Annotated in this window: 21 protein-coding genes and 1 riboswitch; of the genes, 17 read left to right on the plus strand and 4 right to left on the minus strand. The window is 67.4% G+C overall.

The genetic code is table 11. The features are described from left to right. Positions 1-132: 132 nt before the first annotated feature. The 12 genes from hutC to V9K97_RS21355 all read left to right on the plus strand — a co-directional run bounded on the left by hutC (position 133) and on the right by V9K97_RS21355 (position 12,759). Entirely contained in the window at positions 133-870 is a 738-nt protein-coding gene (gene hutC / locus V9K97_RS21300; protein ID WP_281149069.1) for a histidine utilization repressor, read from the plus strand. Between the two features lie 59 nt (positions 871-929). Then, entirely contained in the window at positions 930-2,483 is a 1,554-nt protein-coding gene (gene hutH / locus V9K97_RS21305) for a histidine ammonia-lyase (RefSeq protein WP_337320471.1), read from the plus strand. A gap of 24 nt (positions 2,484-2,507) precedes the next feature. Further along, positions 2,508-4,226, plus strand: a complete 1,719-nt coding sequence (hutU, locus tag V9K97_RS21310; RefSeq protein WP_337320472.1) for a urocanate hydratase — start codon at positions 2,508-2,510, stop codon at positions 4,224-4,226. 141 nt (positions 4,227-4,367) lie between these two features. Then, a complete protein-coding gene (locus V9K97_RS21315) occupies positions 4,368-5,099 on the plus strand; it encodes an IclR family transcriptional regulator (protein WP_337320474.1) in 732 nt (243 codons plus the stop codon). A gap of 52 nt (positions 5,100-5,151) precedes the next feature. Beyond that, complete coding sequence (locus tag V9K97_RS21320; RefSeq protein WP_337320476.1) at positions 5,152-5,904, plus strand: transporter substrate-binding domain-containing protein; 753 nt, start codon at positions 5,152-5,154, stop codon at positions 5,902-5,904. A gap of 12 nt (positions 5,905-5,916) precedes the next feature. After that, positions 5,917-6,585, plus strand: coding sequence for an amino acid ABC transporter permease (locus V9K97_RS21325; protein WP_337320478.1), 669 nt, complete (start codon positions 5,917-5,919; stop codon positions 6,583-6,585). Positions 6,586-6,727: 142 nt separating this feature from the next. After that, a complete protein-coding gene (locus tag V9K97_RS21330) occupies positions 6,728-7,300 on the plus strand; it encodes a HutD/Ves family protein (protein WP_337320480.1) in 573 nt (190 codons plus the stop codon). 24 nt (positions 7,301-7,324) lie between these two features. Next, positions 7,325-8,575, plus strand: a complete 1,251-nt coding sequence (hutI, locus tag V9K97_RS21335) for an imidazolonepropionase (RefSeq protein ID WP_337320482.1) — start codon at positions 7,325-7,327, stop codon at positions 8,573-8,575. Beyond that, entirely contained in the window at positions 8,572-9,957 is a 1,386-nt protein-coding gene (locus tag V9K97_RS21340) for a formimidoylglutamate deiminase (protein WP_337320485.1), read from the plus strand. Before hutI ends, V9K97_RS21340 begins: the two co-directional genes overlap by 4 nt. Positions 9,958-9,961: 4 nt before the next feature. Continuing rightward, positions 9,962-10,777: an N-formylglutamate deformylase gene (gene hutG, locus V9K97_RS21345; RefSeq protein ID WP_337320486.1), complete on the plus strand. Its 816-nt coding sequence runs from the start codon at positions 9,962-9,964 to the stop codon at positions 10,775-10,777. 48 nt (positions 10,778-10,825) lie between these two features. Continuing rightward, positions 10,826-11,875, plus strand: coding sequence for a homocysteine S-methyltransferase family protein (locus tag V9K97_RS21350; protein WP_337320488.1), 1,050 nt, complete (start codon positions 10,826-10,828; stop codon positions 11,873-11,875). Between the two features lie 83 nt (positions 11,876-11,958). Next, positions 11,959-12,759, plus strand: a complete 801-nt coding sequence (locus V9K97_RS21355) for an SH3 domain-containing protein (protein ID WP_337320490.1) — start codon at positions 11,959-11,961, stop codon at positions 12,757-12,759. On the opposite strand, the gene V9K97_RS21360 is transcribed toward V9K97_RS21355, so the two are convergent. Then, positions 12,760-13,677 carry a LysR family transcriptional regulator gene (locus V9K97_RS21360; protein ID WP_337320492.1) on the minus strand — a complete coding sequence of 306 codons (918 nt, stop codon included), beginning with the start codon at positions 13,675-13,677 and terminating at the stop codon, positions 12,760-12,762. A gap of 105 nt (positions 13,678-13,782) precedes the next feature. Between V9K97_RS21360 and V9K97_RS21365 the strand changes: the two genes are divergently transcribed. The 5 genes from V9K97_RS21365 (at position 13,783) to V9K97_RS21385 (ending at position 20,401) form a co-directional block, all read left to right on the plus strand. After that, positions 13,783-14,244: a PACE efflux transporter gene (locus V9K97_RS21365; protein WP_337320494.1), complete on the plus strand. Its 462-nt coding sequence runs from the start codon at positions 13,783-13,785 to the stop codon at positions 14,242-14,244. Positions 14,245-14,292: 48 nt separating this feature from the next. Then, positions 14,293-14,399, plus strand: a riboswitch (S-adenosyl-L-homocysteine riboswitch). A gap of 60 nt (positions 14,400-14,459) precedes the next feature. Next, positions 14,460-17,174, plus strand: coding sequence for a methionine synthase (gene metH / locus V9K97_RS21370; protein WP_443303915.1), 2,715 nt, complete (start codon positions 14,460-14,462; stop codon positions 17,172-17,174). A gap of 52 nt (positions 17,175-17,226) precedes the next feature. Beyond that, on the plus strand, positions 17,227-19,044 hold the full coding sequence (locus tag V9K97_RS21375; RefSeq protein WP_443303917.1) for an ArnT family glycosyltransferase: 1,818 nt from the start codon (positions 17,227-17,229) through the stop codon (positions 19,042-19,044). Continuing rightward, on the plus strand, positions 19,041-20,015 hold the full coding sequence (locus V9K97_RS21380) for a glycosyltransferase family 2 protein (protein ID WP_337320500.1): 975 nt from the start codon (positions 19,041-19,043) through the stop codon (positions 20,013-20,015). The genes V9K97_RS21375 and V9K97_RS21380 overlap by 4 nt, the downstream gene beginning before the upstream one ends. Beyond that, positions 20,012-20,401, plus strand: a complete 390-nt coding sequence (locus V9K97_RS21385; RefSeq protein ID WP_337320502.1) for a GtrA family protein — start codon at positions 20,012-20,014, stop codon at positions 20,399-20,401. Before V9K97_RS21380 ends, V9K97_RS21385 begins: the two co-directional genes overlap by 4 nt. 123 nt (positions 20,402-20,524) lie before the next feature. Here the strand turns inward: V9K97_RS21385 and V9K97_RS21390 are convergent, their stop codons facing one another. From V9K97_RS21390 to V9K97_RS21400, 3 genes are read right to left on the minus strand one after another with little or no spacing between them, the layout of a single operon-like run. Then, on the minus strand, positions 20,525-21,724 hold the full coding sequence (locus V9K97_RS21390) for an amidohydrolase family protein (RefSeq protein ID WP_258503340.1): 1,200 nt from the start codon (positions 21,722-21,724) through the stop codon (positions 20,525-20,527). Further along, positions 21,679-22,437, minus strand: coding sequence for a TetR family transcriptional regulator (locus V9K97_RS21395; protein WP_337298696.1), 759 nt, complete (start codon positions 22,435-22,437; stop codon positions 21,679-21,681). Before V9K97_RS21395 ends, V9K97_RS21390 begins: the two co-directional genes overlap by 46 nt. 19 nt (positions 22,438-22,456) lie before the next feature. Next, on the minus strand, positions 22,457-23,230 hold the full coding sequence (locus tag V9K97_RS21400; RefSeq protein WP_258503341.1) for a ferredoxin--NADP reductase: 774 nt from the start codon (positions 23,228-23,230) through the stop codon (positions 22,457-22,459). Positions 23,231-23,331: the final 101 nt, after the last annotated feature.

The following is a 23,331-nucleotide window of genomic DNA, read 5'->3' on the forward strand; positions in this document are numbered from 1 at the left end:
GCAGCGAAATAAAGGAGGAGGGCGAAGCCCGGGGGACATTCGCGGAGGGGAGTACCCGGTGGCCTTTGCACGCGCCCTGAACAACAGCGCCAAAAACAGCGCCAAGAACAACAGCGTGGTTGGAGCGCCGACATGAAGCGCGACCTCCCCTCCCTCGCGCTCTATGCGCAAGTCAAGGATCACATCTCCCGCAAGATCCAGGACGGCACTTGGCCGGCCGGCCACCGCCTGCCCTCCGAGAGTGAATTGGTTGCTCAGTTCGGCATTTCTCGCATGACCGTGAACCGCGCGTTGCGCGAGTTGATGGAGCAGGGTCGCATCGTGCGCATGGCCGGTGTCGGCAGCTTCGTGGCCGAGAACAAACCCCAGTCCACGTTGCTGCAGATTGCCAACATCGCCAGTGAAATCCGCCAGCGGGGCCACGACTACCGCTGCGAAATGCTGGCCGTAGAACGCATTGCCGCCTCACCCGACGTGGCGGCCTGGCTCGACATGCGCGCGGGCACCTCGGTGTTCCACAGCGTGTGCCTGCACCTGGAGAACGACACGCCGGTGCAGCTCGAGGAACGGTACGTCAATCCGCAGGTCGTGCCCGACTTTCTCGAGCAGGACTTTGCCGCCGTTGCGCCCAGCGAATACCTGGTGCGCAACGTGCCCTTCGACCAGATCGAGCATGTCGTCGATGCCGTGCTGCCCACTGCCGAGCAGGCCGGCCGGCTGGCGATGGAACCCACCGACCCCTGCCTGTTGCTCACGCGCCGCACCTGGACGCGCAACACGCCCGTTACCTGGGTGCGGTGCCTCCATCCCGCCTCGCGCTACAGCCTGGGCAGCCGTTTCAAAGCCGACGGCAACCCCTCGTTCGGCTGATTTTTGTGTCGCGGAAACCGCAGGTCTTCTCTTGCAACCACTTGTATAGACAGGTTCATATGCCAACAAACAATCACACTCCCGCCACCCTGACTCTCACGCCCGGCAAGGTGGATCTCGCCATGCTGCGCCGCATCCAGGCCGGCGGCGTGCGGCTGGCGCTCGATCCGTCGGTGCAGGACGGCATGGCGCGCGCCGAAGCGGCGGTGCGCCACATCGTCGAGAACGACCAGGTGGTCTACGGCATCAACACCGGCTTCGGCAAGCTCGCGAGCACGCGCATCGGCAACGACCACTTGGCCGAGCTGCAGCGCAACCTCGTGCTTTCGCACAGCGTGGGCACCGGCGAGCCGCTGGCCGCGCCTGTCGTGCGCATGGTGCTGGCCACCAAGGCCGTGAGCCTGGCGCGTGGCCACTCGGGTGTGCGGCCCGCGCTGGTCGACGCCTTGCTGGCCCTGTTCAATGCGGGCGTGATGCCGCGCATTCCGTGCAAGGGCTCGGTCGGCGCCTCGGGTGATCTTGCGCCGCTCGCGCACATGGCCTGCGTGCTGATCGGCGAGGGCGAGGCGACCACTGCGGACGGTGCCGTGGTCAGCGGTGCCGAGGCCATGCGCCTCGTCGGCCTCGAGCCCTTCGTGCTCGGCCCCAAGGAAGGCCTGGCGCTGCTCAACGGCACGCAGGTGTCGACCGCGCTCGCGCTGGCCGGGCTGTTCGGCGCGGAAGACGTGTTCGCCTCGGCATTGATGTCGGGTGCGCTCTCGCTCGAGGCCATCCAGGGTTCGATCAAGCCGTTCGATGCGCGCATTCACGCCGCACGCGGCCAGCCGGGGCAGATTGCCGTGGCGGGCGCGGTGCGCGCGCTGCTCGAAGGCAGCGAGATCGTGCCGTCGCATGCAGCGTGCGGCCGCGTGCAAGACCCGTATTCGGTGCGCTGCATTCCGCAGGTCATGGGTGCCTGCCTCGACAACCTCGCGCATGCCGCGCGCGTGCTGGTGATCGAGGCCAATGCTGCATCGGACAACCCGCTGGTCTTCACCGACACCGGCGAAGTGATCTCGGGCGGCAACTTCCACGCCGAGCCGGTCGCCTTTGCGGCCGACATCATTGCGCTGGCCGTGAGCGAGGTCGGCGCCATTTCCGAGCGGCGCCTCGCGCTCTTGCTCGACACCGGAATTTCGGGCCTGCCGCCGTTCCTGGTGCGCGACGGCGGCCTGAACTCCGGCTTCATGATCGCGCAGGTCACGGCGGCCGCGCTGGCATCGGAGAACAAGTCGCTCGCGCATCCCGCCAGCGTCGACAGCCTGCCCACTTCGGCCAACCAGGAAGACCATGTGTCCATGGCCACGTTCGCGGCGCGGCGCCTCGGCGACATGGTCAACAACACCGCGGTCGTCGTCGGCATTGAAGCCATGGCGGCCGCGCAAGGCATCGAACTGAACCGAAACCTCAAGAGCTCGCCGCTGGTCGAAGCCGAGTTCGCCAACATCCGCAAGAAGGTCGCGTTTCTTGAAACCGACCGCTACCTCGCGCCCGACATCGAAGCCATGCGCCAGTGGGCGCTCAAGGCCGAGTTGCCCGCCGCGCTTTTGAACATCCTGCCCAGCCACGCCTGAACACCGATCAAGGAGAACCTCGCCATGAACGCACCCGAAAAGCTCCCGCTGCAAAACACCGACCCGCGCCATGACCCCACGCGCGTGATCCGCGCGCCGCGCGGCAGTGAGCTGAACTGCAAGAGCTGGCTCACCGAAGCCCCGTTTCGCATGCTGCAGAACAACCTCGACGCCGAGGTGGCCGAGCGCCCGCAAGATCTTGTGGTGTACGGCGGCATCGGCCGCGCCGCGCGCAACTGGGCCTGCTACGACCAGATCCTCGCTTCGCTGAAGGAACTGAACGACGACGAGACGCTGCTCATTCAATCGGGCAAGCCGGTCGGCGTGTTCAAGACGCACGAGAACGCACCGCGCGTGCTGCTCGCCAATTCGAACCTGGTGCCCAAGTGGGCCAACTGGGAGCACTTCAACGAGCTCGATCGCCAGGGCCTCTTCATGTACGGCCAGATGACCGCGGGCAGCTGGATCTACATCGGCAGCCAGGGCATCGTGCAGGGCACCTTCGAAACCTTTGTCGAAGCCGGCCGCCAGCACTACAACAACAGCCTCGCGGGCAAGTGGATCCTCACGGCCGGCCTCGGCGGCATGGGCGGCGCACAGCCGCTCGCGGCCACGCTGGCGGGTGCCGTGTCGCTCAACATCGAGTGCCAGCAGACCAGCATCGACTTTCGCCTGCGCACGCGCTACGTCGACAAGCAGGCGCGCGACATCGACCATGCGCTCGAGCTCATCAAGCAGCATTGCGACGCAAAGGAAGCCGTGTCGATCGCGCTGCTCGGCAACGCGGCCGACGTGTTGCCCGAGCTGGTCAAGCGCGCGAAGGCCGGCGGTATCAAGCCCGACCTCGTCACGGACCAGACCTCGGCGCACGACCTCATCAACGGCTACCTGCCTTCGGGCTGGACCGTGCCGCAATGGCAGGCCGCGATGAAGGACGCCTCGCAGCATGACGCGCTCAAGAAAGCCGCTGCGAAGTCGTCCGCCGTGCATGTGCAGGCCATGCTCGACTTCCAGGCCATGGGCATTCCCACGGTCGACTACGGCAACAACATCCGCCAGGTCGCTTTCGACGAAGGCGTGAAGAATGCGTTCGACTTTCCGGGCTTCGTGCCGGCCTACATCCGCCCGCTGTTCTGCGAAGGCAAGGGCCCGTTCCGCTGGGTGGCGCTGTCGGGCGACCCCGAAGACATCTACAAGACCGACGCCAAGATCAAGGAGCTGTTCCCCGAGAACACCCACACGCATCGCTGGCTCGACATGGCGCGCGAGCGCATCGCATTCCAGGGCCTGCCGGCGCGCATCTGCTGGCTGGGCCTGGGCGAGCGCCACATCGCCGGCCTGGCCTTCAACGAGATGGTGAAGAACGGCGAACTCAAGGCGCCCATCGTCATCGGCCGCGACCACCTGGACACCGGCTCCGTGGCCAGCCCCAACCGCGAGACCGAGGCAATGAAGGACGGCACCGATGCCGTGAGCGACTGGCCGCTGCTCAACGCACTGCTCAACACAGCGGGCGGCGCCACCTGGGTCAGCCTGCATCACGGCGGCGGCGTGGGCATGGGCTATTCGCAGCACTCGGGCGTGGTCATCGTGTGCGACGGCACCGATGCAGCCGCCAAGCGCATCGAGCGCGTGCTGTGGAACGACCCGGCCACCGGCGTCATGCGCCATGCCGATGCGGGCTACGACATTGCCGTGGCCACGGCAAAGAAGCAGGGCCTCAAGTTGCCGATGGTGCGCTGACCCGGAGCGAAGCAGTAAGACGAAGGTAAAAAGAAAAAACGCGCCGATTCCCACTCAGTGGGAATGAAGGCTTGGACGTGGGAACGGCCAACAAGATACTGCACGCCGCACCCACTTTTCGACCTCTCGCCGCCGCTCCCGATGACGCCGCCCGAAGCTTCCGCCCACAACGACCGAGCCCTGCTGGTGCTGTCGGTGCTGGCGCAAAGCAAGGCGGCCATGTCGGCAGCTGAGCTGATGCAGGCCACCGGCCTTTCGCAGAGCACGCTGTACCGGCAGATCGCAACGCTGCGGCGCTGGGGCTTCGTCATGGAGGCCGAAGGGCGCTACTCGCCCGGGCCCGTGAGCGTGCAGCTTGCAACCGGCTTCGACGGCAACTCCGACCTCGTGATGGCGGCGCGCGCCGACATGCGCGCGCTCGCACAGCAGAGCCGCGAAAGCGTGGCGCTGGTCACGGCCGTGAACGATCGCGTGGTGTGCCTCGAGATGATCGACAGCGAACAGTCGCTGCGCTGTTCGTTCGACCGGGGCCGCAGCGTGCCGGCCCGTGACGGCGCCAGTGCCAAGTGCCTGCTGGCCCACTTGCCGACCGACCAGCGCGATGCATTGCTCGACGCATTCGGCGAAAGCGCCGAGCGCCGCGCACAGCGCGCCGCAGAGCTCGACGCCATCCGCGAAGCCGGCCATGCCGTGACGCATGGCGAGGTCGACGCCGGCGTGTGGGGCGCGAGCGCACCGGTGCTCGCATCGGGCCGTCGCCTGCGCGGCGCGATCACGCTCATGGCCCCGCTCACGCGTGTCGAAGGCATGGAAGCTGCATTGCTGCACATGACCGTCGTCACGGCGGCGCGCATTTCACGCGCGCTGCAGTAGCCAGCCATTGCGCACGGTTTTCTTTTCTTTTTCAACCCACGGAAGCTTTCACATGAACACCCGCCGCACCCTCATTGCCGCCGCACTCTCCAGCCTTGCCTTCTTCGGCTTTGCCGCCACCGCGCAAGCGCAGGGCGAGCCCCTGCGCGTGGCCACCGATGCCACCTTTCCGCCGATGGAGTTCGTCGAGAACGGCAAGCGCACGGGCTTCGACGTGGAGCTGGTCGAGGCCATCGGCAAGACGCTGGGCCGCAAGATCGAATGGATCGACATCGACTTCAAGGGCCTGGTGCCGGGCCTCATCTCCAAGCGCTTCGACATGGCCGTCTCGGCCATCTACATCACCGACGAGCGCAAGAAGGTCGTCGACTTCACGGTGCCCTACTACGCGGGCGGCCTGGTGGTGATGGTGAAGGACGGCAACACCGCCATCAAGACGCCGGCCGACATCAACGGCAAGAAGGTCAGCGTGCAGGTGGGCACCAAGTCGGTCTCCTACACCAAGGAAAAGTATCCGCAGGTGCAGCTGATGGAAGTAGAGAAGAACCAGGAAATGTTCAACCTGGTGGACATCGGCCGTGCCGATGCGGCCGTGACCGGCAAGCCCGCCGCCTACCAGTACGTGCGCACGCGCGGCGGCCTGAAGGTGCTGCCCGAGCAGATCACCACCGAGGAATACGGCATGGCCATCCGCAAGGACACGCCCGAGCTCACCAAGGCAGTGAACGGCGCCATCGAGAAGCTCAAGGCTGATGGCACCTATGCGCAAATCGTCGCGAAGTGGTTCAGCGCGAACGCGAAGTAACCCGGTCGGCTCATGGATCTCGATTTCTCGCCGATCTGGCAAGGCTGGCCCGACCTGCTGCGCGGCGCGCTCGTCACGGTGGAAATTACCGCCTGCGCGCTCGCCCTCGGCTGCGTGCTGGGCCTCGTGGTCGGCATAGGGCGGCTCAACCCGAAGCGGCGCTGGCTCTACGGCCTATGCACGGCGTATGTGGCGGCGATTCGCGGCACGCCGCTGCTGGTGCAGCTGTTCATCTTGTTCTTCGGCCTGCCGCACTTCGGCATCTTGCTGCCGGCCTTCCTGTGCGGCGTGCTGGGGCTGGGCATGTATTCGGGCGCGTATGTGTCGGAGATCGTGCGCGGTGCCATCCAGTCGATCGACAAGGGCCAGACCCTCGCGGCCCAGTCGCTGGGCATGACACCCGCCACGGCCATGCGCGAGATCGTGCTGCCGCAGGCGGTGGTGCGCATGATCCCGCCGTTGGGCAACGAGTTCATCGCGCTCATCAAGAACTCGGCGCTGGTGTCGCTGCTCACCATTCACGACGTGATGCATGAGGGGCAGAAGATCATCAGCGTGTCGTACCGCTCGCTCGAGGTGTACCTTGCCATCGCGCTCGTGTACTTCGTGCTCACGGGCACGATGACGCTGGTTCTCAGGCACTTCGAGCAGAAGCTGCGGCAGGGCGGGCTGACGCGATGAACCTGCATTTCGTCTTTCTCCCTCCCCTGTCGGGGGAGGGTTGGGGTGGGGGCACGACGGCCTCGACCCGCGCTCGGCGCTCGCCGGGCACCGCCCCCATCCCGGCCTTCCGCCGGAAGGGGAAGGAGCAAGAGGGCCGGCCATGAATCGCGTGCAGCGCTTCTCCCGCGCATCGCTCCCAGCCAAACCATGGAAGAACGGCGGCGGCACCACGCAGGAAATCATCAGCTGGCCCGAGGGCGCGGGGCTCGACGACTTCAGCTGGCGCGCGAGCATCGCCACCATTGCGGCACCCGGGCCGTTCTCGGTGTTCGAAGGCGTCGACCGCAGCATCATGCTGCTCGAAGGCGACGGCGTGCGGCTCTTCACGCCCGACGGAAGAACGGACCACCGGCTCGACGCGCCGCACCGGCCGTTCACTTTCAGCGGCGACGAGGCGATCGATTGCGCGCTGCTCGGCGGCGCATCGAACGACTTCAACATCATGGCGCGGCGCGGCCGGTGGCGCGCTGAAGTGCAGGTGCTTGCCGAGCCCTCGGTGGTGGAGCCCGCGCCGCACGGCGTGCTGCTTGCGCTGCGCGGCACATGGCGCCTGAACGGCGAGGCGCGCGCCGAGGGCGAGGGCGTGTACTGGGCCGAAGACGCGCAGGCGTGGCAAGCCGTGCCGGAGGACGAAGGCGCGCGGTTGGCAGCGGTTCGCATCGTGCCGGCGTAAGCTCTGGAATACCGAAAGAGACCCATGACATCCGCAACCTCGTTCCCCTCGGCCGATGGCCTCTGGACTGGCCTTCGCCTCGCGCCCGATGCGGCGCCGGGCACCGCACCCGAAGCGGCTGCCGATGCCGCCATTGCGGTGGCCGGGGGCATGGTCCGCTGGGTAGGCGCACGCCAGGCGCTGCCCGCCGAATTTGCCGGCCTTGCACCGCACGACGGCGGCGGCGCGCTCGTCACGCCGGGGCTGGTCGATTGCCACACCCATCTGGTCTACGGCGGCCAGCGTGCCAACGAGTTCGCGATGCGGCTTGCAGGCGCGAGCTACGAAGAGGTGGCCAAGGCGGGCGGCGGCATCGTCTCGTCCGTGCGCGCCACGCGCGAAGCCGATGAAGACACGCTCTTTGCGCAGGCCGCGCAGCGACTCGAGCAATTGCTGGCCGACGGCGTCTGCGCCATCGAGATCAAGTCGGGCTACGGCCTTTCGCTCGAGCATGAGCGCAAGCAGCTGCGCGTGGCGCGGCGCCTTGGCGAGGTTTACGGCGTGACCGTGCGCACCACCTTTCTCGGCGCGCATGCGCTGCCGCCCGAATACGCAGGCCGCAGCGGCGACTACATCGACCTCGTCTGCAGCCAGATGCTGCCCGCGCTTGCCGCCGAAGGGCTGGTCGATGCGGTGGACGTGTTCTGCGAACGCATCGCGTTTTCGCTGGCTGAAACCGAGCAGGTCTTCAAGGCCGCGCAAGCGCTGGGCCTGCCGGTCAAGCTGCATGCTGAGCAGCTTTCCGACATGGGCGGTGCGGCGCTGGCCGCGCGCTACGGCGCGCTCTCGTGCGACCACATCGAGCACCTGTCGGCCGAAGGCATCGAGGCCATGCGCCGGTCAGGCACCGTGGCCGTGCTGTTGCCCGGCGCCTACTACACGCTGCGCGACACGCACCTGCCGCCCATCGAGGCGCTGCGCGCCGCCGGCGTGCCGATGGCCGTGTCGACGGACCACAACCCCGGCACATCGCCGGCGCTGAGCCTGCTGTTGATGATGAACATGGCGTGCACGCTGTTCCGCCTGACCGTGCCCGAGGCGTTGGCCGGCGTTACGGTGCACGCGGCGCGCGCGCTGGGCCTGCAGGACACGCACGGCGCCATCGCCGCAGGCATGCCTGCCAACTTCGTGCTGTGGAATGTGCGCGAAGCGGCCGAGCTGGCCTACTGGTTCGGCCAGCGCCCGGTGCGCACCGTCGTGCGGCAAGGCCGCATTGCCGTGGGAGCGGCCGCATGACGCGCACACTGTTCGCGGCCGATGCATTGCTGCCCGGCGGATGGGCCAGCAACGTTCTCTTGTCGTGGAACGATGCCGGCCAGCTCACGCAGGTGCAGTCCGCAGCTCAGCCGGCAGCCGGCGCGCAGGTGGCAAACGGCCCCGTGATCCCCGGCATGCCCAACCTGCATTCGCACGCCTTCCAGCGCGCCTTCGCGGGCCTCACCGAACACCGCGCCGAGCAGCACGACAGCTTCTGGAGCTGGCGCACGCTGATGTACCGCTTTGCCGCGCGCCTTGGTCCGCAGCACATGGAAGCCATTGCCACCTGGCTCTATGCCGAAATGCTCGAGGCCGGCTACACCAGCGTGTGCGAGTTTCAATACGTGCATCACGATGCCGACGGCCGCCCTTATGCGAACGACGCAACGCTGAGCCTCGCGCTGCTGCGCGCCGCGCAAAAGGTGGGCATCGGCTTCACGCTGCTGCCCGTGCTCTACCAGACCAGCGGCTTTGGCGGCCTGCCGCCCAACGAAGGGCAGCGCCGCTTCATCCGCTCGACCGACTCGATGCTGCGCCTGCTCGATGCGCTCAAGCCCGTGTGCGACGCACAGGGCGCTCGGCTGGGCCTTGCGCCGCACTCGCTGCGCGCCGTGCCGCCTGATGCCCTGCGCGAAGCCGTGGCGGGCCTCGAAGCCATCGAGCCCGCCGCCCCGATCCACATCCACATTGCCGAGCAGACCAAGGAAGTCGACGATTGCATGGCCTGGAGCGGCCAGCGCCCGGTGGCCTGGCTGCTCGACCATGCACCGGTCGATGCGCGCTGGTGCCTGGTGCATGCCACGCACATGGACATGGCCGAATACGAGCGCGGCGCAAAGAGCGGCGCGGTGGCCGGCCTGTGTCCCACCACCGAAGCCAACCTCGGCGATGGCATCTTCGACTTTTCGGCATGGCGGCACCATGGCGGCGCCTGGGGCGTGGGCTCCGACAGCCATGCCACCGTGAACGCGGCCGAGGAACTGCTGATGCTCGAATACAGCCAGCGCCTGGGCAAGCGGCAGCGCAACGTCGGCGCCAGTGCCGCGCAGCCGCACGTGGCTACCGCGCTCACGCTCGAAGCGGTGCGCGGCGGCGCGCAGGCCTCGGGCCGGCCCATCGGCGGGCTGGCGGTGGGGCAGCAAGCCGACGTCGTCGTGCTCGATGCCGCGCAGCTCGCGCTGCAGGGCTTGCCAGCGCCCGACATGCTGTCGTCGCACGTCTTTGCCAGCCACCGCACGTCGGCCATTGATACCGTGTGGGTGGCGGGCCGGCCGCGCGTGGAGGCGGGCCGCCATTCATTGCACAACGAGGCCGCCGCCGCTTTCGTCGCGGCGCGCAGTCAACTTCTTTCGGACAATTGAGCCCATGAGTTTCACCACCACCGAACCCGCATTCCGCTTTCGCCAGGGCACGCGTCCCTTGCTCATCTCCATGCCGCACGTCGGCACCTACGTGCCGCCCGCGCTGGCCGCCCGCTTTACCGAAGAGGCGCGCCATGTGCCCGACACCGACTGGCACCTCGAGCGGCTCTACGACTTTGCCGACGAACTCGGCGCCTCGGTGCTCGTTGCCACGCATTCGCGCTACGTGATCGACCTGAATCGTCCGCCGGACGGCGCGAGCCTGTACCCGGGCCAGAGCGTCACTGGCCTGTGCCCCGTCGACACCTTCGACGACACGCCCCTCTACGCGTCCAGCGACGATCTACCGGACGACGAGGAAGTCGCCGCGCGGCGCGAGGCAATCTGGCGCCCGTACCACCAGCAGCTGCAAGCCGAGCTCGACCGCCTGAAGGCGGCGCACGGCACCATCGCACTGTGGGACGCCCATTCGATCCGCTCGGTGCTGCCGCGCTTCTTCGAAGGCAAGCTGCCCGACCTGAACCTGGGCACCGGCAACGGCACCAGCTGCGACCCGGCGCTCGCAGCCACGCTGCTTGGCATCGCCGAATCGGCCCCCGGCTATTCCGGCGTGCTCAACGGCCGCTTCAAGGGCGGCCACATCACGCGCCAGTACGGCAACCCCGCGGCGGGCGTGCATGCGGTGCAACTGGAAATGACGCAGTCGAGCTACATGCAGGAGAAGCTGCCCTTCGACTACCTGCCCGAGGTGGCGGCGGGCGTGAAGCCGCATGTGCGGCGGATGATCGAGGCGGTGCTGGCTTTCGTCGAAAGCCGCTAAAGCACCGACGGCCGCGAGGGGCAGCCCCGCTTCCTACAATCGGGGTCTATGAAGCCCGTCATCTACACCCGCGGCCAGGCACTCGCCGGCATCCTCGAAAAGCGCATCGCCATCCTCGACGGCGCCATGGGCACGATGATCCAGCGCTTCAAGCTCACCGAAGAGCAGTACCGCGGCGAGCGCTTCAAGGACTTCGAGCGCGACGTGAAGGGCAACAACGAGCTGCTCTCGCTGACGCGGCCCGACGTGATCCGCGACATCCACGAGGGCTACCTTGCGGCGGGCGCCGACCTCATCGAGACCAACACCTTCGGCGCGACCACCATCGCGCAGGAGGACTACAAGATGGCGCACCTGGCGCGCGAGATGAACCTCGAATCCGCCAAGCTCGCGCGCGCGGCCTGCGACAAGTTCAGCACGCCCGACAAGCCCCGCTTCGTGGCCGGCGCCCTGGGCCCGACGCCCAAGACCGCGAGCATCAGCCCCGACGTGAACGACCCGGGTGCGCGCAATGTCGACTTCGAGCAGCTGCGCGCGGCCTACTACGAACAGACCGAGGCGCTGGTCGAGGGCGGCGCCGACGTGATCCTGGTCGAGACGATCTTCGACACGCTCAACGCCAAGGCCGCGCTGTTCGCGGTGGACGAGTACTTCGACAACAGCGGCCAACGCCTGCCGCTCATCATCAGCGGTACCGTGACCGACGCCTCGGGCCGCATCCTGAGCGGCCAGACCGTGACCGCCTTCTGGCACAGCGTGCGCCATGCGCAGCCGCTGGCCGTGGGGCTGAACTGCGCGCTGGGTGCGGCGCTGATGCGCCCCTATATCCAGGAACTGGCCAAGGTGGCGGGCGACACTTTCATCAGCTGCTACCCGAACGCGGGCCTGCCCAACCCGATGAGCGAAACCGGCTTCGACGAGACGCCGGACGTCACCTCGCGGCTGCTGCACGAGTTTGCGGCCGAGGGGCTGGTGAACATCGTCGGCGGCTGCTGCGGCACCACGCCGGACCACATTGCGGCCATCGGCCAGGCCGTGGCGCCAGTGCCCGGCCGCTTGTTGAACAGCAACGCCCGCTTCTACCGCGAAGCGGCCTGACCAGGCGCCCGGGGCTTCGCGCCCCCGGCTGATTGACGGCATCCGGGCCGCCGCCTAGGCTGGCGGCGCAAAGGAAGCCATTCATGAACAACAAACTTTCCATGCGCTGGGTCGGCATCGGCGCGCTTGCCCTGGCGCTGCCCCTGGCGGCCTCGGCGCAGCAGGCCTTCACGCGCGGCACCGTCAACATGCGCGCGGGCCCCTCAGGCGACTACCCGCTGGTGGCACGCCTCGCGCCGGGCCAGCCGCTCGATGTGATGGGTTGTACCGGCGGCTACAGCTGGTGCGACGTGGTGCTGCCCGACGGCGGGCGCGGCTGGGTCTGGGCGCGCAGCCTCGACTACGCCTACCAGGAGCAGCGCGTGCCGCTCTCGACCTACGCGGCCGTGATCGGCGTGCCGGTCGTGACCTTCGTGATCGGCAACTACTGGTCCAACTACTACCGCGACCGGCCCTGGTACGGCGAGCGGCGCTGGTGGGGCAGCCGGCCGCCGCCTCCGCCGATGCCCGGCTGGCGTCCGCCGCCGCCGGTGCGGCCGGCTTGGCAACCCAAGCCGTGGCCGGGCCCGGGCTTCAAGCCCGCGCCGGGGCCGGGCGTTCGCCCGCAGCACGCACAGGGCCACCGGCCACCGCAGCCCCGGCCGGACTTCCGCCCACCGTCGGACCCCGGCTTCAAGCCGCCGCGGCCGCAGCCGGCCTTCCGACCCGGACCGCCGCCCGGCCAGCCGCAAATGCATCCGGGCGGAGGCGGTGGCCGGCATGGCCGTGGTGACGGGGGCGGTGGTGGCGGAGGGGGCGGTCGCCACGGAGGCGACGGCGGCGGCAAGGGTGGAGGCCACGGCGGAGGCGGCGGCAAGGGCGGCGGACACGGCCACCGCGACTAGCTAGCCCGCGGACGGAATCCCCGCCGCGGCCTGCCGGTCACGCGCAATCAGCGCCACGAAGCGCTGCGCGCCCAGCCCCAGCGGCCGCTCGCGCGACCACACCACGTCGACCCACAGGTCGAGCCCGTTGCTCAGGTTTTCGAACGGAATCTCGACCAGCGCGCCGGCGGCCACGTGGGGCTTGGCAAAGTTGCGCGGCAGCCAGCCCCAGCCGAGCCCGGCGGTGATCAGGCTGAGCGCGGCCAGCGCGTTGTCGGTGCGCCAGACGTGGCGCGCGAACACGAAGCGCGGGTCGCTGGTCGCCAGGTCGCGCCCGGCCACCACGATCTGCCGGGTGTTGGTGAGGTGTTCTTCGCGCAGGCGCTCGCCGGCGGCCGCAAGCAGCACGGGATGGTGGGGCGCCATCACGGCCACCATGGTGTCGCTGCCCACTTCCTGAAAACCCTCCCGGCCGTCGAGGCTGGGGCGCTCGAACACCAGCGCCAGCTGCGCGCGCCCGCTGTGCAGCAGCGCCAGCGCGTCCGCCTGCGGAGCAGCCAGCACCTCGACCTGCAGCAGCGGATATTCCTCGGCCAGCGCAGCCAGCGGCGCACTCCATGGCGCGGCCAGCAGCTCGGGCGCAATGGCCAGCGTGAGGCGGTTCTCCAGCCCCTGCGTGAGCGCCAGGGCCTGCACCTGCAGCTGCTTCAACTGGGCCGCCAACAGCCGCGCCTGAGGCTCCAGCGAGCAGGCCGCCGCGGTCGGCTGAGGCTCGCGGCCGCTGCGGTCGAACAGCGGCAGCGCGAGCTCGGCCTCCAGGTTGGCAATGGCCATGCTCACGGCGGAGGGCACCTTGTGCAACGCGCGCGCCGCCGCCGAGAAAGAGCCGTGGTCGATCACGGACAGGAAGACTTCCACGGTGTCGCTGGAAAAGGCCATTCAGCCGCTCCGATCTATCAATTAAATTGAAATAACTTAACTTTTTATATCAGCACGGGGCAAATAAAGTCCAGCCATCACCTTCATTTGCCAGAGGAAACGTTCATGCAGGGGTTTCAGCGCCGCGTTGTCTACATCACTCTCTACGAGGGAATCGCCATCGTGGCCGCCAGTGCCGGCCTGGCGCTGATGACGGACGCCGGCCTGGGCCATTCCGGCGTGCTGGCGGTGGCGGCCTCGGTCATCGCGGTAGTCTGGAACCTGGCTTTCAACGCGTTGTTCGAGCGCTGGGAGTCGCGCCAGGCGGTTCGCGGGCGCAGCGTGCGCCGGCGCATTGCGCATGCCATCGGCTTCGAGGGCGGGCTGATCGCCTTCCTGGTGCCGCTCTTTGCCTGGGGCCTGGGCGTCTCGCTCTGGCAGGCGCTGGTGATGGACCTGGGGCTGGTGGTGTTCTTCCTGGTCTACACCTTCGTCTTCAACTGGGCCTTCGACCGGGTGTTCGGCTTGCCGGCCTCGGCCGCGCCCGTCAGCACTGCCGCAGCCGCCGCGGCCGGGCAAGGGGCCTGAACATCCCCCATGGCCGCGGCCCTTGCCGCAGCCGGTAAAATTGCGCTCCCTTCCAAGGAGCGTTGCAGCGGCGGCCCACGATCAATCGGCCCGCCGTCAGGCTTGGAAGGCGCCCCGTTGGCCGGGGCGCAAGCCGCAAACGACGCTCACCTGACGTTTTTTCCTGCACAGGTGAGCCCCCCATGAGCGATGTTCCCGCGCCCTCCGTTCCCCCGATGAAGTTGTCCGGCCTCGAACCGGTCGCCATCGATTCGGGGTCGCTGTTCGTCAACATCGGCGAGCGCACCAACGTCACCGGCTCCAAGGCTTTCGCGCGGATGATCCTGAACGGCCAGTTCGAAGACGCCCTGGCCGTTGCGCGCCAGCAGGTCGAGAACGGCGCCCAGGTGATCGACATCAACATGGACGAGGCCATGCTCGACAGCAAGGCCGCGATGGTCCGCTTCTTGAACCTGATTGCGAGCGAGCCCGACATCGCGCGCGTGCCGGTGATGGTCGACAGCTCCAAGTGGGAAGTGATCGAGGCGGGCCTGCGCTGCATCCAGGGCAAGGGCATCGTCAACTCCATCTCCATGAAGGAGGGCGTCGACAAGTTCAAGCACGAGGCCAAGCTGGTGAAGCGCTACGGCGCCGCCGCGGTGGTGATGGCCTTCGACGAGAAGGGCCAGGCCGACACCTACGAGCGCAAGATCGAGATCTGCGAGCGGGCCTACCGCATCCTGGTGGACGAGGTGGGCTTTCCGCCCGAGGACATCATCTTCGACCCCAACATCTTCGCGATTGCCACCGGCATCGAGGAGCACGACAACTACGCGGTCGACTTCATCAATGCCGTGCGCTGGATCAAGGCCAACCTGCCGGGCGCCAAAGTGTCGGGCGGCGTGAGCAACGTGAGCTTCAGCTTTCGCGGGAACGACCCGGTGCGCGAAGCGATTCACACGGTGTTCCTGTACCACGCCATCAAGGCGGGCATGGACATGGGCATCGTCAATGCCGGCATGGTGGGCGTGTACGACGACCTGGAGCCGACCTTGCGCGAGCGCGTGGAAGACGTGGTGCTCAATCGGCGATCCGATGCGGGGGAACGGCTCGTCGAAGTGGCCGAGACCGCCAAGAGCGGCGCCAAGGACGACAGCAAGAAGCTCGAGTGGCGCGGCACGCCAGAGAACCCGGTGCACGTGAACCAGCGCCTCTCGCACGCCATGGTGCACGGCATCACCGACTTCATCGTCGAAGACACCGAAGAGGCCTACCAGCAGATCCTTGCCAAGGGCGGGCGCCCGCTGCACGTGATCGAAGGGCCGCTCATGGACGGCATGAACATCGTGGGGGACCTGTTCGGCCAGGGCAAGATGTTCCTGCCGCAGGTGGTGAAGTCGGCGCGCGTGATGAAGTCGGCCGTGGCCCACCTCATTCCCTATATCGAGGAAGAAAAGCGCCAGGACGAGGCCGCGGGCCGCGACGTGCGCACCAAGGGCAAGATCATCATTGCCACGGTGAAGGGCGACGTGCACGACATCGGCAAGAACATCGTGACCGTGGTGCTCCAGTGCAACAACTTCGAAGTGGTGAACATGGGCGTGATGGTCCCGTGCCACGAGATTCTGGCCAAGGCCAAGGTCGAGGGCGCGGACATCGTCGGCCTCTCGGGCCTCATCACGCCCAGCCTCGAAGAAATGCAGTACGTGGCCGGCGAGATGCAGAAGGACGACCACTTCCGCATCAAGAAGATTCCGCTGCTCATCGGCGGCGCCACCACCAGCCGCGTGCACACGGCCGTCAAGATTGCGCCGCACTACGAAGGCCCGGTGGTCTACGTGCCCGACGCCTCGCGCAGCGTGAGCGTGGCGCAGAGCCTCTTGAGCGACCAGGCCACCGCGTACATCGACGAGATCAACGCCGACTACGAGAAGGTGCGCACGCAGCACGCCAACAAGAAGCAGGTGCCGATGTGGCCGCTGGCCAAGGCGCGCGCCAACAAGACGCCCGTCGACTGGACCCACTACACGCCGCCCGTGCCCAAGTTCATCGGCCGCCGCGTGTTCAAGAACTTCGACCTCACCGAGCTCGCGAAGTACATCGACTGGGGCCCCTTCTTCCAGACCTGGGACCTGGCCGGCCCGTTTCCGGCCATCCTGAAAGACGAGATCGTGGGCACCGAAGCCGTGCGCGTGTACGCCGACGGCCAGCGCATGCTCAAGCGCCTGATCGAGGGCCGCTGGCTCAGCGCAAGCGGCGTGGTCGGCTTCTGGCCGGCCAACACGGTGAACGACGACGACATCGAGCTCTACACCGACGAGACGCGCAGCGAAGTTGCCATGACCTGGTACGGCATGCGCCAGCAGACCGAGAAGCAGGTGATCGACGGCGTCACCCGGCCGAGCCGCTGCCTGGCCGACTTCGTCGCGCCGAAAGACAGCGGCCTGAAGGACTACGTGGGCGTGTTCGCGGTGACCGCGGGCCTGGGTGTCGAAAAGAAAGAAAAGTATTTCATCGACGACCTCGACGACTACTCCGCCATCATGCTGAAGGCGCTGGCCGACCGGCTGGCCGAGGCCTTTGCCGAGTCGCTGCACCACCGCGTGCGCACCGACCTCTGGGGCTATGCGCCCGACGAGGGACTGAGCAACGAAGACATGATCGCGGAGAAATACCGCGGCATTCGCCCCGCGCCCGGCTACCCGGCCTGCCCGGACCACAGCGTGAAGCGCCCGATGTTCGACCTTCTGAACTGCGCGGACATTGGCATGACCCTGACGGAAAGCCTCGCTATGATGCCCGCCGCCAGCGTCAGTGGTTTCTACCTGAGCCACCCCGACTCGACGTACTTCAACGTCGGCAAGATCGGGCACGACCAGCTGCAGGACCAGGCCGCACGGCGCAAGGAAAGCGAATCCGATCTCGAGCGCCTGCTGGCGCCGAACCTTTGAACCTGCCGGCCGGCATGGCCGACCGGCGCCGGGAGTTGTTATTCAGAAGTTGATATTTGCTGCCGCGCACTACGCGGCGCTGGCCGTCTTTGTCGTCGGCTGCTGGGGCTTTGGGCGCGCAGTGCTGGCGCGCCTTGCGCCGCCGACGCGTCGGGACGCCTGGCTCGAAGCCTCGATGGCCGCGGCCCTGGGCGTGGGCATCTTCATCTGCGGTTTCCAGGCACTGGCCATCTTCGGTGCCTTCAAGGTGGGCGCCACCGTCGCGCTGATTGCCGCCGGCGTGCTCGCAGCTGCCTTGCAGTTGCGGCCCTGGCTGCGCGAACTGCGCACGCTTCGGGCCGGCACCGCGCCCGCCGCGCCGTGGACCCGCGCCGACAAGATCGCCGCGATGGCATTGGCGCTGGTGGCGCTGCCCGCGCTGGTTGCGCCGCTTGCACCGCCCGCCGCCTTCGACGAGCTGATGTACCACCTGCCCTATGCACGACAGGTGGCGGAGCAAGGCGTATTGGGCATCCACGAGTGGCTGCGCTACCCCTGGTTTCCGTACAACTACAACCTGCTCTATGCCGCCGCGCTGCAGGTGGGCGACGACGTGCTGCCGCACTTCCTCAATGCGCTGGCCGGTGCGTTGTCGGTGGTGATGGTCTTCCGCCTTGGCATGCAGCATGCCAACCGGCTCACTGCCTGCGTCGGCGCGGCCATCTGGCTCGGCATTGGCGACTATTCGAATGCGCTCATCGACATGGGCGTGGCGCTCTTCGTGCTGGGCGCGTGCGTGGCGCTGTGGTGGTGGCGCGAATCGCAGCCGGTGCACAGCGGCATGCGGTGGCTCGGCGTGGCGGCGTTCTGCCTTGGCGTGGCCGCGGGCTCCAAGTACCAGGCGCTCACCTTTCTGCCGCTGGTGGCGCTGTTCGTCGTGTGGCATGAGCGCCGGCCCAAGGCCTGGGCGCTCGCGCTGCTTTGCTTTCTGATTCCGTGCGTGTACTGGTATGCGCGCAACGCCATCATGACCGGCGACCCGTTCAACCCGATCGGGGCGCGCGTGTTCGGCTTTACCGACTGGATTCCGGCCGACTATCTGCAGCAGCTGGCCGACGTGCGCGATCACGCCGCGCGGCCGAACGTGCTGATCTGGTCCGTGGTGCTGCTGCCTTTCAGCGCCATGTGGAAGCGCTCCGCCGCGGTGCGCGCCGCGGGCTGGTTCTGCTTCTACTCCGTGGCGGTGTGGCTTGTGACCTCGCGCTATCCCCGCTACCTCACAGCGTCGTTTCCGTTGCTCGCGTTCACGGCGGCGATCGGCTGGCAGGTGCTGTTCGGCTGGATTGCCACGGGTTTGCGCCGCGTGTTCGGCCCCAAGGCCGGGCAAATCGCCAACCCCGTCGTCAACCCCGTCGAGGGGGCTCCTTCGGGCCGCGCGGGCCTGGTCGGCGACTGGGTGGCCGTGCTGCTGCTGGCCGTGCTGGCCGCGGTGTCCGTGCGCCAGACTGCGGGCAAGGTTGCGATGATTTCGCCCACCCAGGAGCAGCGCGAGGCCTTCCTGCGCCAGCACGTGCCGGGCTATGCGGTCATGGACTACCTGCGCCGCACCGCCACCGGCCGCGTCTACCAGATCAACCTCAACGAGGCGATCTACTACGGCCCCAACCCCATCTGGGGCGATACCCTCGGGCCGTGGCGCTACACCGACTTCGGCCGCCTGTCCGGCAAGGACCTGGCGGGCAAGCTCGGCGGCCTGGGCTTCGTGGCTGTCGTTCTTCCGAATTCGGTGGTGCCGGTGTTCAGCGGCCGAACCGACTTCGACAAATATTTCGCCCTGCAGTACGAGAAAGACGGCAGCCGGGTCTACCGTATTCTTCCTCCCGCACCATGACCGATCTCGACCAACACGCGGCAGCCCGCGCGCCGATGCGCATTGCGGCGGTGATCCCCTGCTACAACGAGGCACTGTCCATTGCGCAGGTGGTCGCGCAGTTCCAGGCGGCGCTGCCCGAGGCCGAGATCCACGTCTTCGACAACAACTCGACCGACGACACGGCCGCCATCGCGCGTGCGAGCGGCGCATTCGTGACGCACGTGGCCGCGCCGGGCAAGGGCAATGTGGTGCGGCGCATGTTTGCCGATGTCGAGGCCGACGTGTACGTGACCGTCGACGGAGACGCCACCTACGACGTGGCCAGCGCGCCCCGACTTGTGAATGCGCTGGTGGCAGGCAACCTCGACATGGTGGTGGGCTGCCGCGTGGACGACGGGCAGAACGCGCTCACCTACCGCGCCGGCCACCGCTTCGGCAACCGGCTGCTCACCGGGGCCGTGTCGCAGCTCTTCGGCGGCGGCCTGACCGACATGCTCTCGGGCTACCGCGTGTTCTCGCGCCGCTACGCCAAGTCGTTTCCGGCGCTTTCGCACGGCTTCGAGATCGAGACCGAGCTCACGGTGCACGCGCTGGAGCTGCGCATGCCCTATGCCGAACTCGACACCGCCTACAGCACGCGGCCCGAAGGCTCGCACAGCAAGCTCTCGACGTACCGCGACGGCTGGCGCATCTTGAAGACCATCTGCAAGCTGTTCATCAGCGAACGGCCGCTGCAGTTCTTCTCGATCATTGCGGCGTTGCTGGCGGCGGGCGCCATCGCGCTGGCTTTTCCGCTGCTGCTCACCTACATGCACACCGGCCTGGTGCCGCGGCTCCCCACGGCGGTGCTGGCCACCGGTGCCATGCTGGCCGCCATGCTGTCGATGGTCTGCGGCGTGGTGATGCACGCCATCCGGCTCGGCCGCCGCGAGGCCAAGCGCCTGCGCTACCTTGCCACACCGGGCGTGCGCCACTGCGCACCCAGATGAAGCTCGGCCGGGAGTTCCTGTCGTTCGCCGTGGTGGGGGCGATCGGCTTCGTGGTCGACGTGACCGTGCTGTACCTTGCGGCGCCGCTGCTGGGTTGGTACGGGGCGCGGGTGCTGTCGTTTCTTGCGGCTGCCACCGCTACGTGGGCGTTGAACCGCCGCTATACCTTCGGCGCCCGAAGCGCCAATGCGTCCGTGCTGCGCGAGTACCTCGGCTACCTCGTGACGATGCTGGGCGGTGCGGTCGTCAACTATGGGGCGTATGTGCTTGTGCTGCATTGGTTCACCGGCCCTTGGGCACCGGCTGCCGGCGTGGCGCTGGGCAGCTGCGCGGGGCTGGTGGTGAACTTCCTGTCCGCGCGCTATCTGGTGTTTCGCGCGAAGTAGAGGTGTTGCTGCCTCCCCCTCTGGGGGAGGGCAGGGGTGGGGGCTCGCGGCGCATCCATCGGGCGCTCTGCCTGCCCCCATCCCGACCTTCCCCCAGCGGGGGAAGGAGCAAGAGAGCGTTGTTCAGTGCGCGCCGGAGACGACGACCGGAATCTCGGTCGCGGGCGGCGTGTTGCGGCTGCGGCCGCAGCGCACGATGCCGTCGATCATCACCATGCCCACGCCCGGAATGTCGCCGAGCTGCACGCTCTCCAGCAGGCCGGGCGCGGGCGAATGCTGCGCGCGGTCCATGAAGACGAAGTCGGCATCGCGGCCCACTTCGATGAGCCCGCAGTTGAGCTTGCGGATGCGCGCCGTGTTGCCCGTGGCAAAGCAGAACACCAGCTCGGCCGGAATGTTGGCAATGGACGAGAGCATGGCCACCATGCGCAGAATGCCCAGCGGCTGCACGCCCGAGCCGGCCGGCCCGTCGGTGCCCAGGATCACGCGGTGCGGGCACTTGAGTTCGAGCGCCGCCTTGGCCGCCGCAATGGCCACCTTCTCGTTGCCGTTGTGCACGATCTCGATGGCGCGCGAGCTTTTCTCGCACAGCTCGCACACATGCGCCTCGGGCAATGAGGTGTGGCCGCCGTTGATGTGGCCGATGATGTCGGCGTCGGCCTCGAGCACCACGTCCTTGTCGATCAGGCCCGAGCCTGGAATGGACGGGCCGCCCGTGTGAATGGTGCTCTGGATGCCGTACTTGCGCGCCCAGGCCACCATCTCCTTGGCTTCGTAGCCGGCCTTCACCGAGCCCAGTCCCACTTCGCCGAGCAGGCCCACGCCCGCTTCGGCAAGCTCCTTGAAGTCGCTCTCGACCATGCCTTTCTCGATGACGGGCGCTCCTGCCAGCACCTTCACGCCGCCGGGACGGAAGTTGTCGAACGCGCGCTGCGCCGTGATGGCCAGCGCCTTCAGGCCCACGATGTCTTTCGGGCGGCCCGGCAGGTGCACCTCGCCGGCCGAAATCATGGTGGTCACGCCGCCGTTCATCGTGGAATCGATCCAGCCGATCTGCCCCTGGCGCGGAGTCCAGTCGCCGAACACCGGGTGCACGTGGCTGTCGATCAGGCCGGGCGCCACGCAGGTCTTCTTCGCGTCGATGACGGTCTTCGCGCCTTCGAGGTCGCAGTCTTTCTCCTTGCCCACTGCAACGATCAGGCCGTCGTTCACCACGATGGTGTCCGCGTCGAGGATGGGCTTGTCGATGTCGCCCGAGAGCAAGAGCCCGATGTTCTTTATGACGACTTTGCCCGACTTGCCGCCGGCTGCGATTTCTGCCATTTCGTGTGGTCCTGGTCGTGGGGTGGGATGTTGTTGTCTTGCGCCTCGTCCGCGCGCACGGTGCGCAGCAGGGTCTCGATCACGAAGTCTTCCCAGTGCGTGATCGCCTCGGCCGATTCCAGCGGCTCGCCCAGAAACGCGGTGAGCGTGTGCCGGTTGGAGGTGTAGAAGTAGCCGGTTGATGCAATCAGCAGGTAGATGTCGCGCGCAATCAGGTCTTTGCGGAACAGCCCCTGCGCGGCGCCGCTCGCGAGGATCTCCGCAATGATCGCCACCGCCCGCGACGAGTATTCGCGCGCCCTGAGCGACTTGGAAATGTGCCGGCCCTTGTGCAGGTTCTCGGTGTTCAGCAGCGTCACGAACTCGGGGTTCTTGCGGTAGTAGCCCAGCACGAAGCGAATGACTTCGGTCAGCGCCTCCACGGGCCGCGAGGCGTCGAGCGCAATCGCGGCCTCGGCGTCGTCCATGCGCTGGTAGATGCCCTCGAGCACCGCAATGAAGAGGCCTTCCTTGCTGCCGAAGTAGTAGTAGATCATCCGGTCGTACGACTTGGCGGCCTTCGAGATCTTCTCGACGCTGCCGCCGTCGTAGCCGTACTTGGCGAACACCTTGGTCGCCGCCTTCAGGATGCTGTCGCGCGTGGCCTGCGCCGCCGCCTCGCGCACGCCGGTGCGGCGCTGGGGCTTGGTGCTGGCGGAGCGGCTGTCGGCCATTGTGCGCGTGAGGCTTGGCTTATTTTTCAGCGAACGCGCGCTCGACCACGAAGTCGCCTGGGGTCGAAGTGTTGCCTTCCTTGAAGCCGCGTGCCTCGAGGATGTGCTTCAGGTCGACCAGGAGGCCGGGGCTGCCGCACAGCATTACGCGGTCCTCCGCGGGGTTGATCGGGGGCAGGCCGAGGTCGTCGGTGAGCTTGTTGCTCGAGATCAGGTCGGTGATGCGGCCCTGGTTGCGGAACTCCTCGCGCGTGACCGTGGGGTAGTAGAGCAGCTGCTTCTCCACCATTTCGCCAAGGAACTCATGCTTGGGCAGGTGGTCGGTCACGAGGTCGTGATAGGCCAGCTCGTCGACCTGGCGCACGCCGTGCACCAGGATGACCTGCTCGAACTTCTCGTAGGTGTCCGGGTCGCGGATGATGCTCATGAACGGTGCGAGCCCCGTGCCCGTGCCGAACAGGTACAGGCGCTTGCCCGGCAGCGTGTAGTCGATGAGCAGCGTGCCGGTGGGCTTGCGGCCCACGATGATGGTGTCGCCCACCTGGATGTGCTGCAGCTTCGAGGTGAGCGGGCCTTCTTCCACCTTGATGCTCAGGAACTCGAGATGTTCCTCGTAGTTCGGGCTCACGATGCTGTACGCGCGCAGCAGGGGCTTGTTGTTCACCTTCAGGCCGATCATCGTGAAATGGCCGTTCGAAAAACGCAGCGCCGGGTCGCGCGTGGTGGTGAAGGTGAACAGGCGGTCGGTCCAGTGGTGGACGCTCAGGACGCGTTCTTCGCTGAATGCACTCATACGGAACTCAAGAGTTGGTTGGTAACTGGGGAAGGTGGCTGAGCCGAAATGCACGCCTTTGGGGCGCTAGCCGTCGGCCGGCTGCGAACTCTCCATTGTCG

This window comes from Variovorax sp. CCNWLW186 (assembly GCF_037203865.1).
Classification (GTDB): Bacteria; Pseudomonadota; Gammaproteobacteria; order Burkholderiales; family Burkholderiaceae_C; genus Variovorax.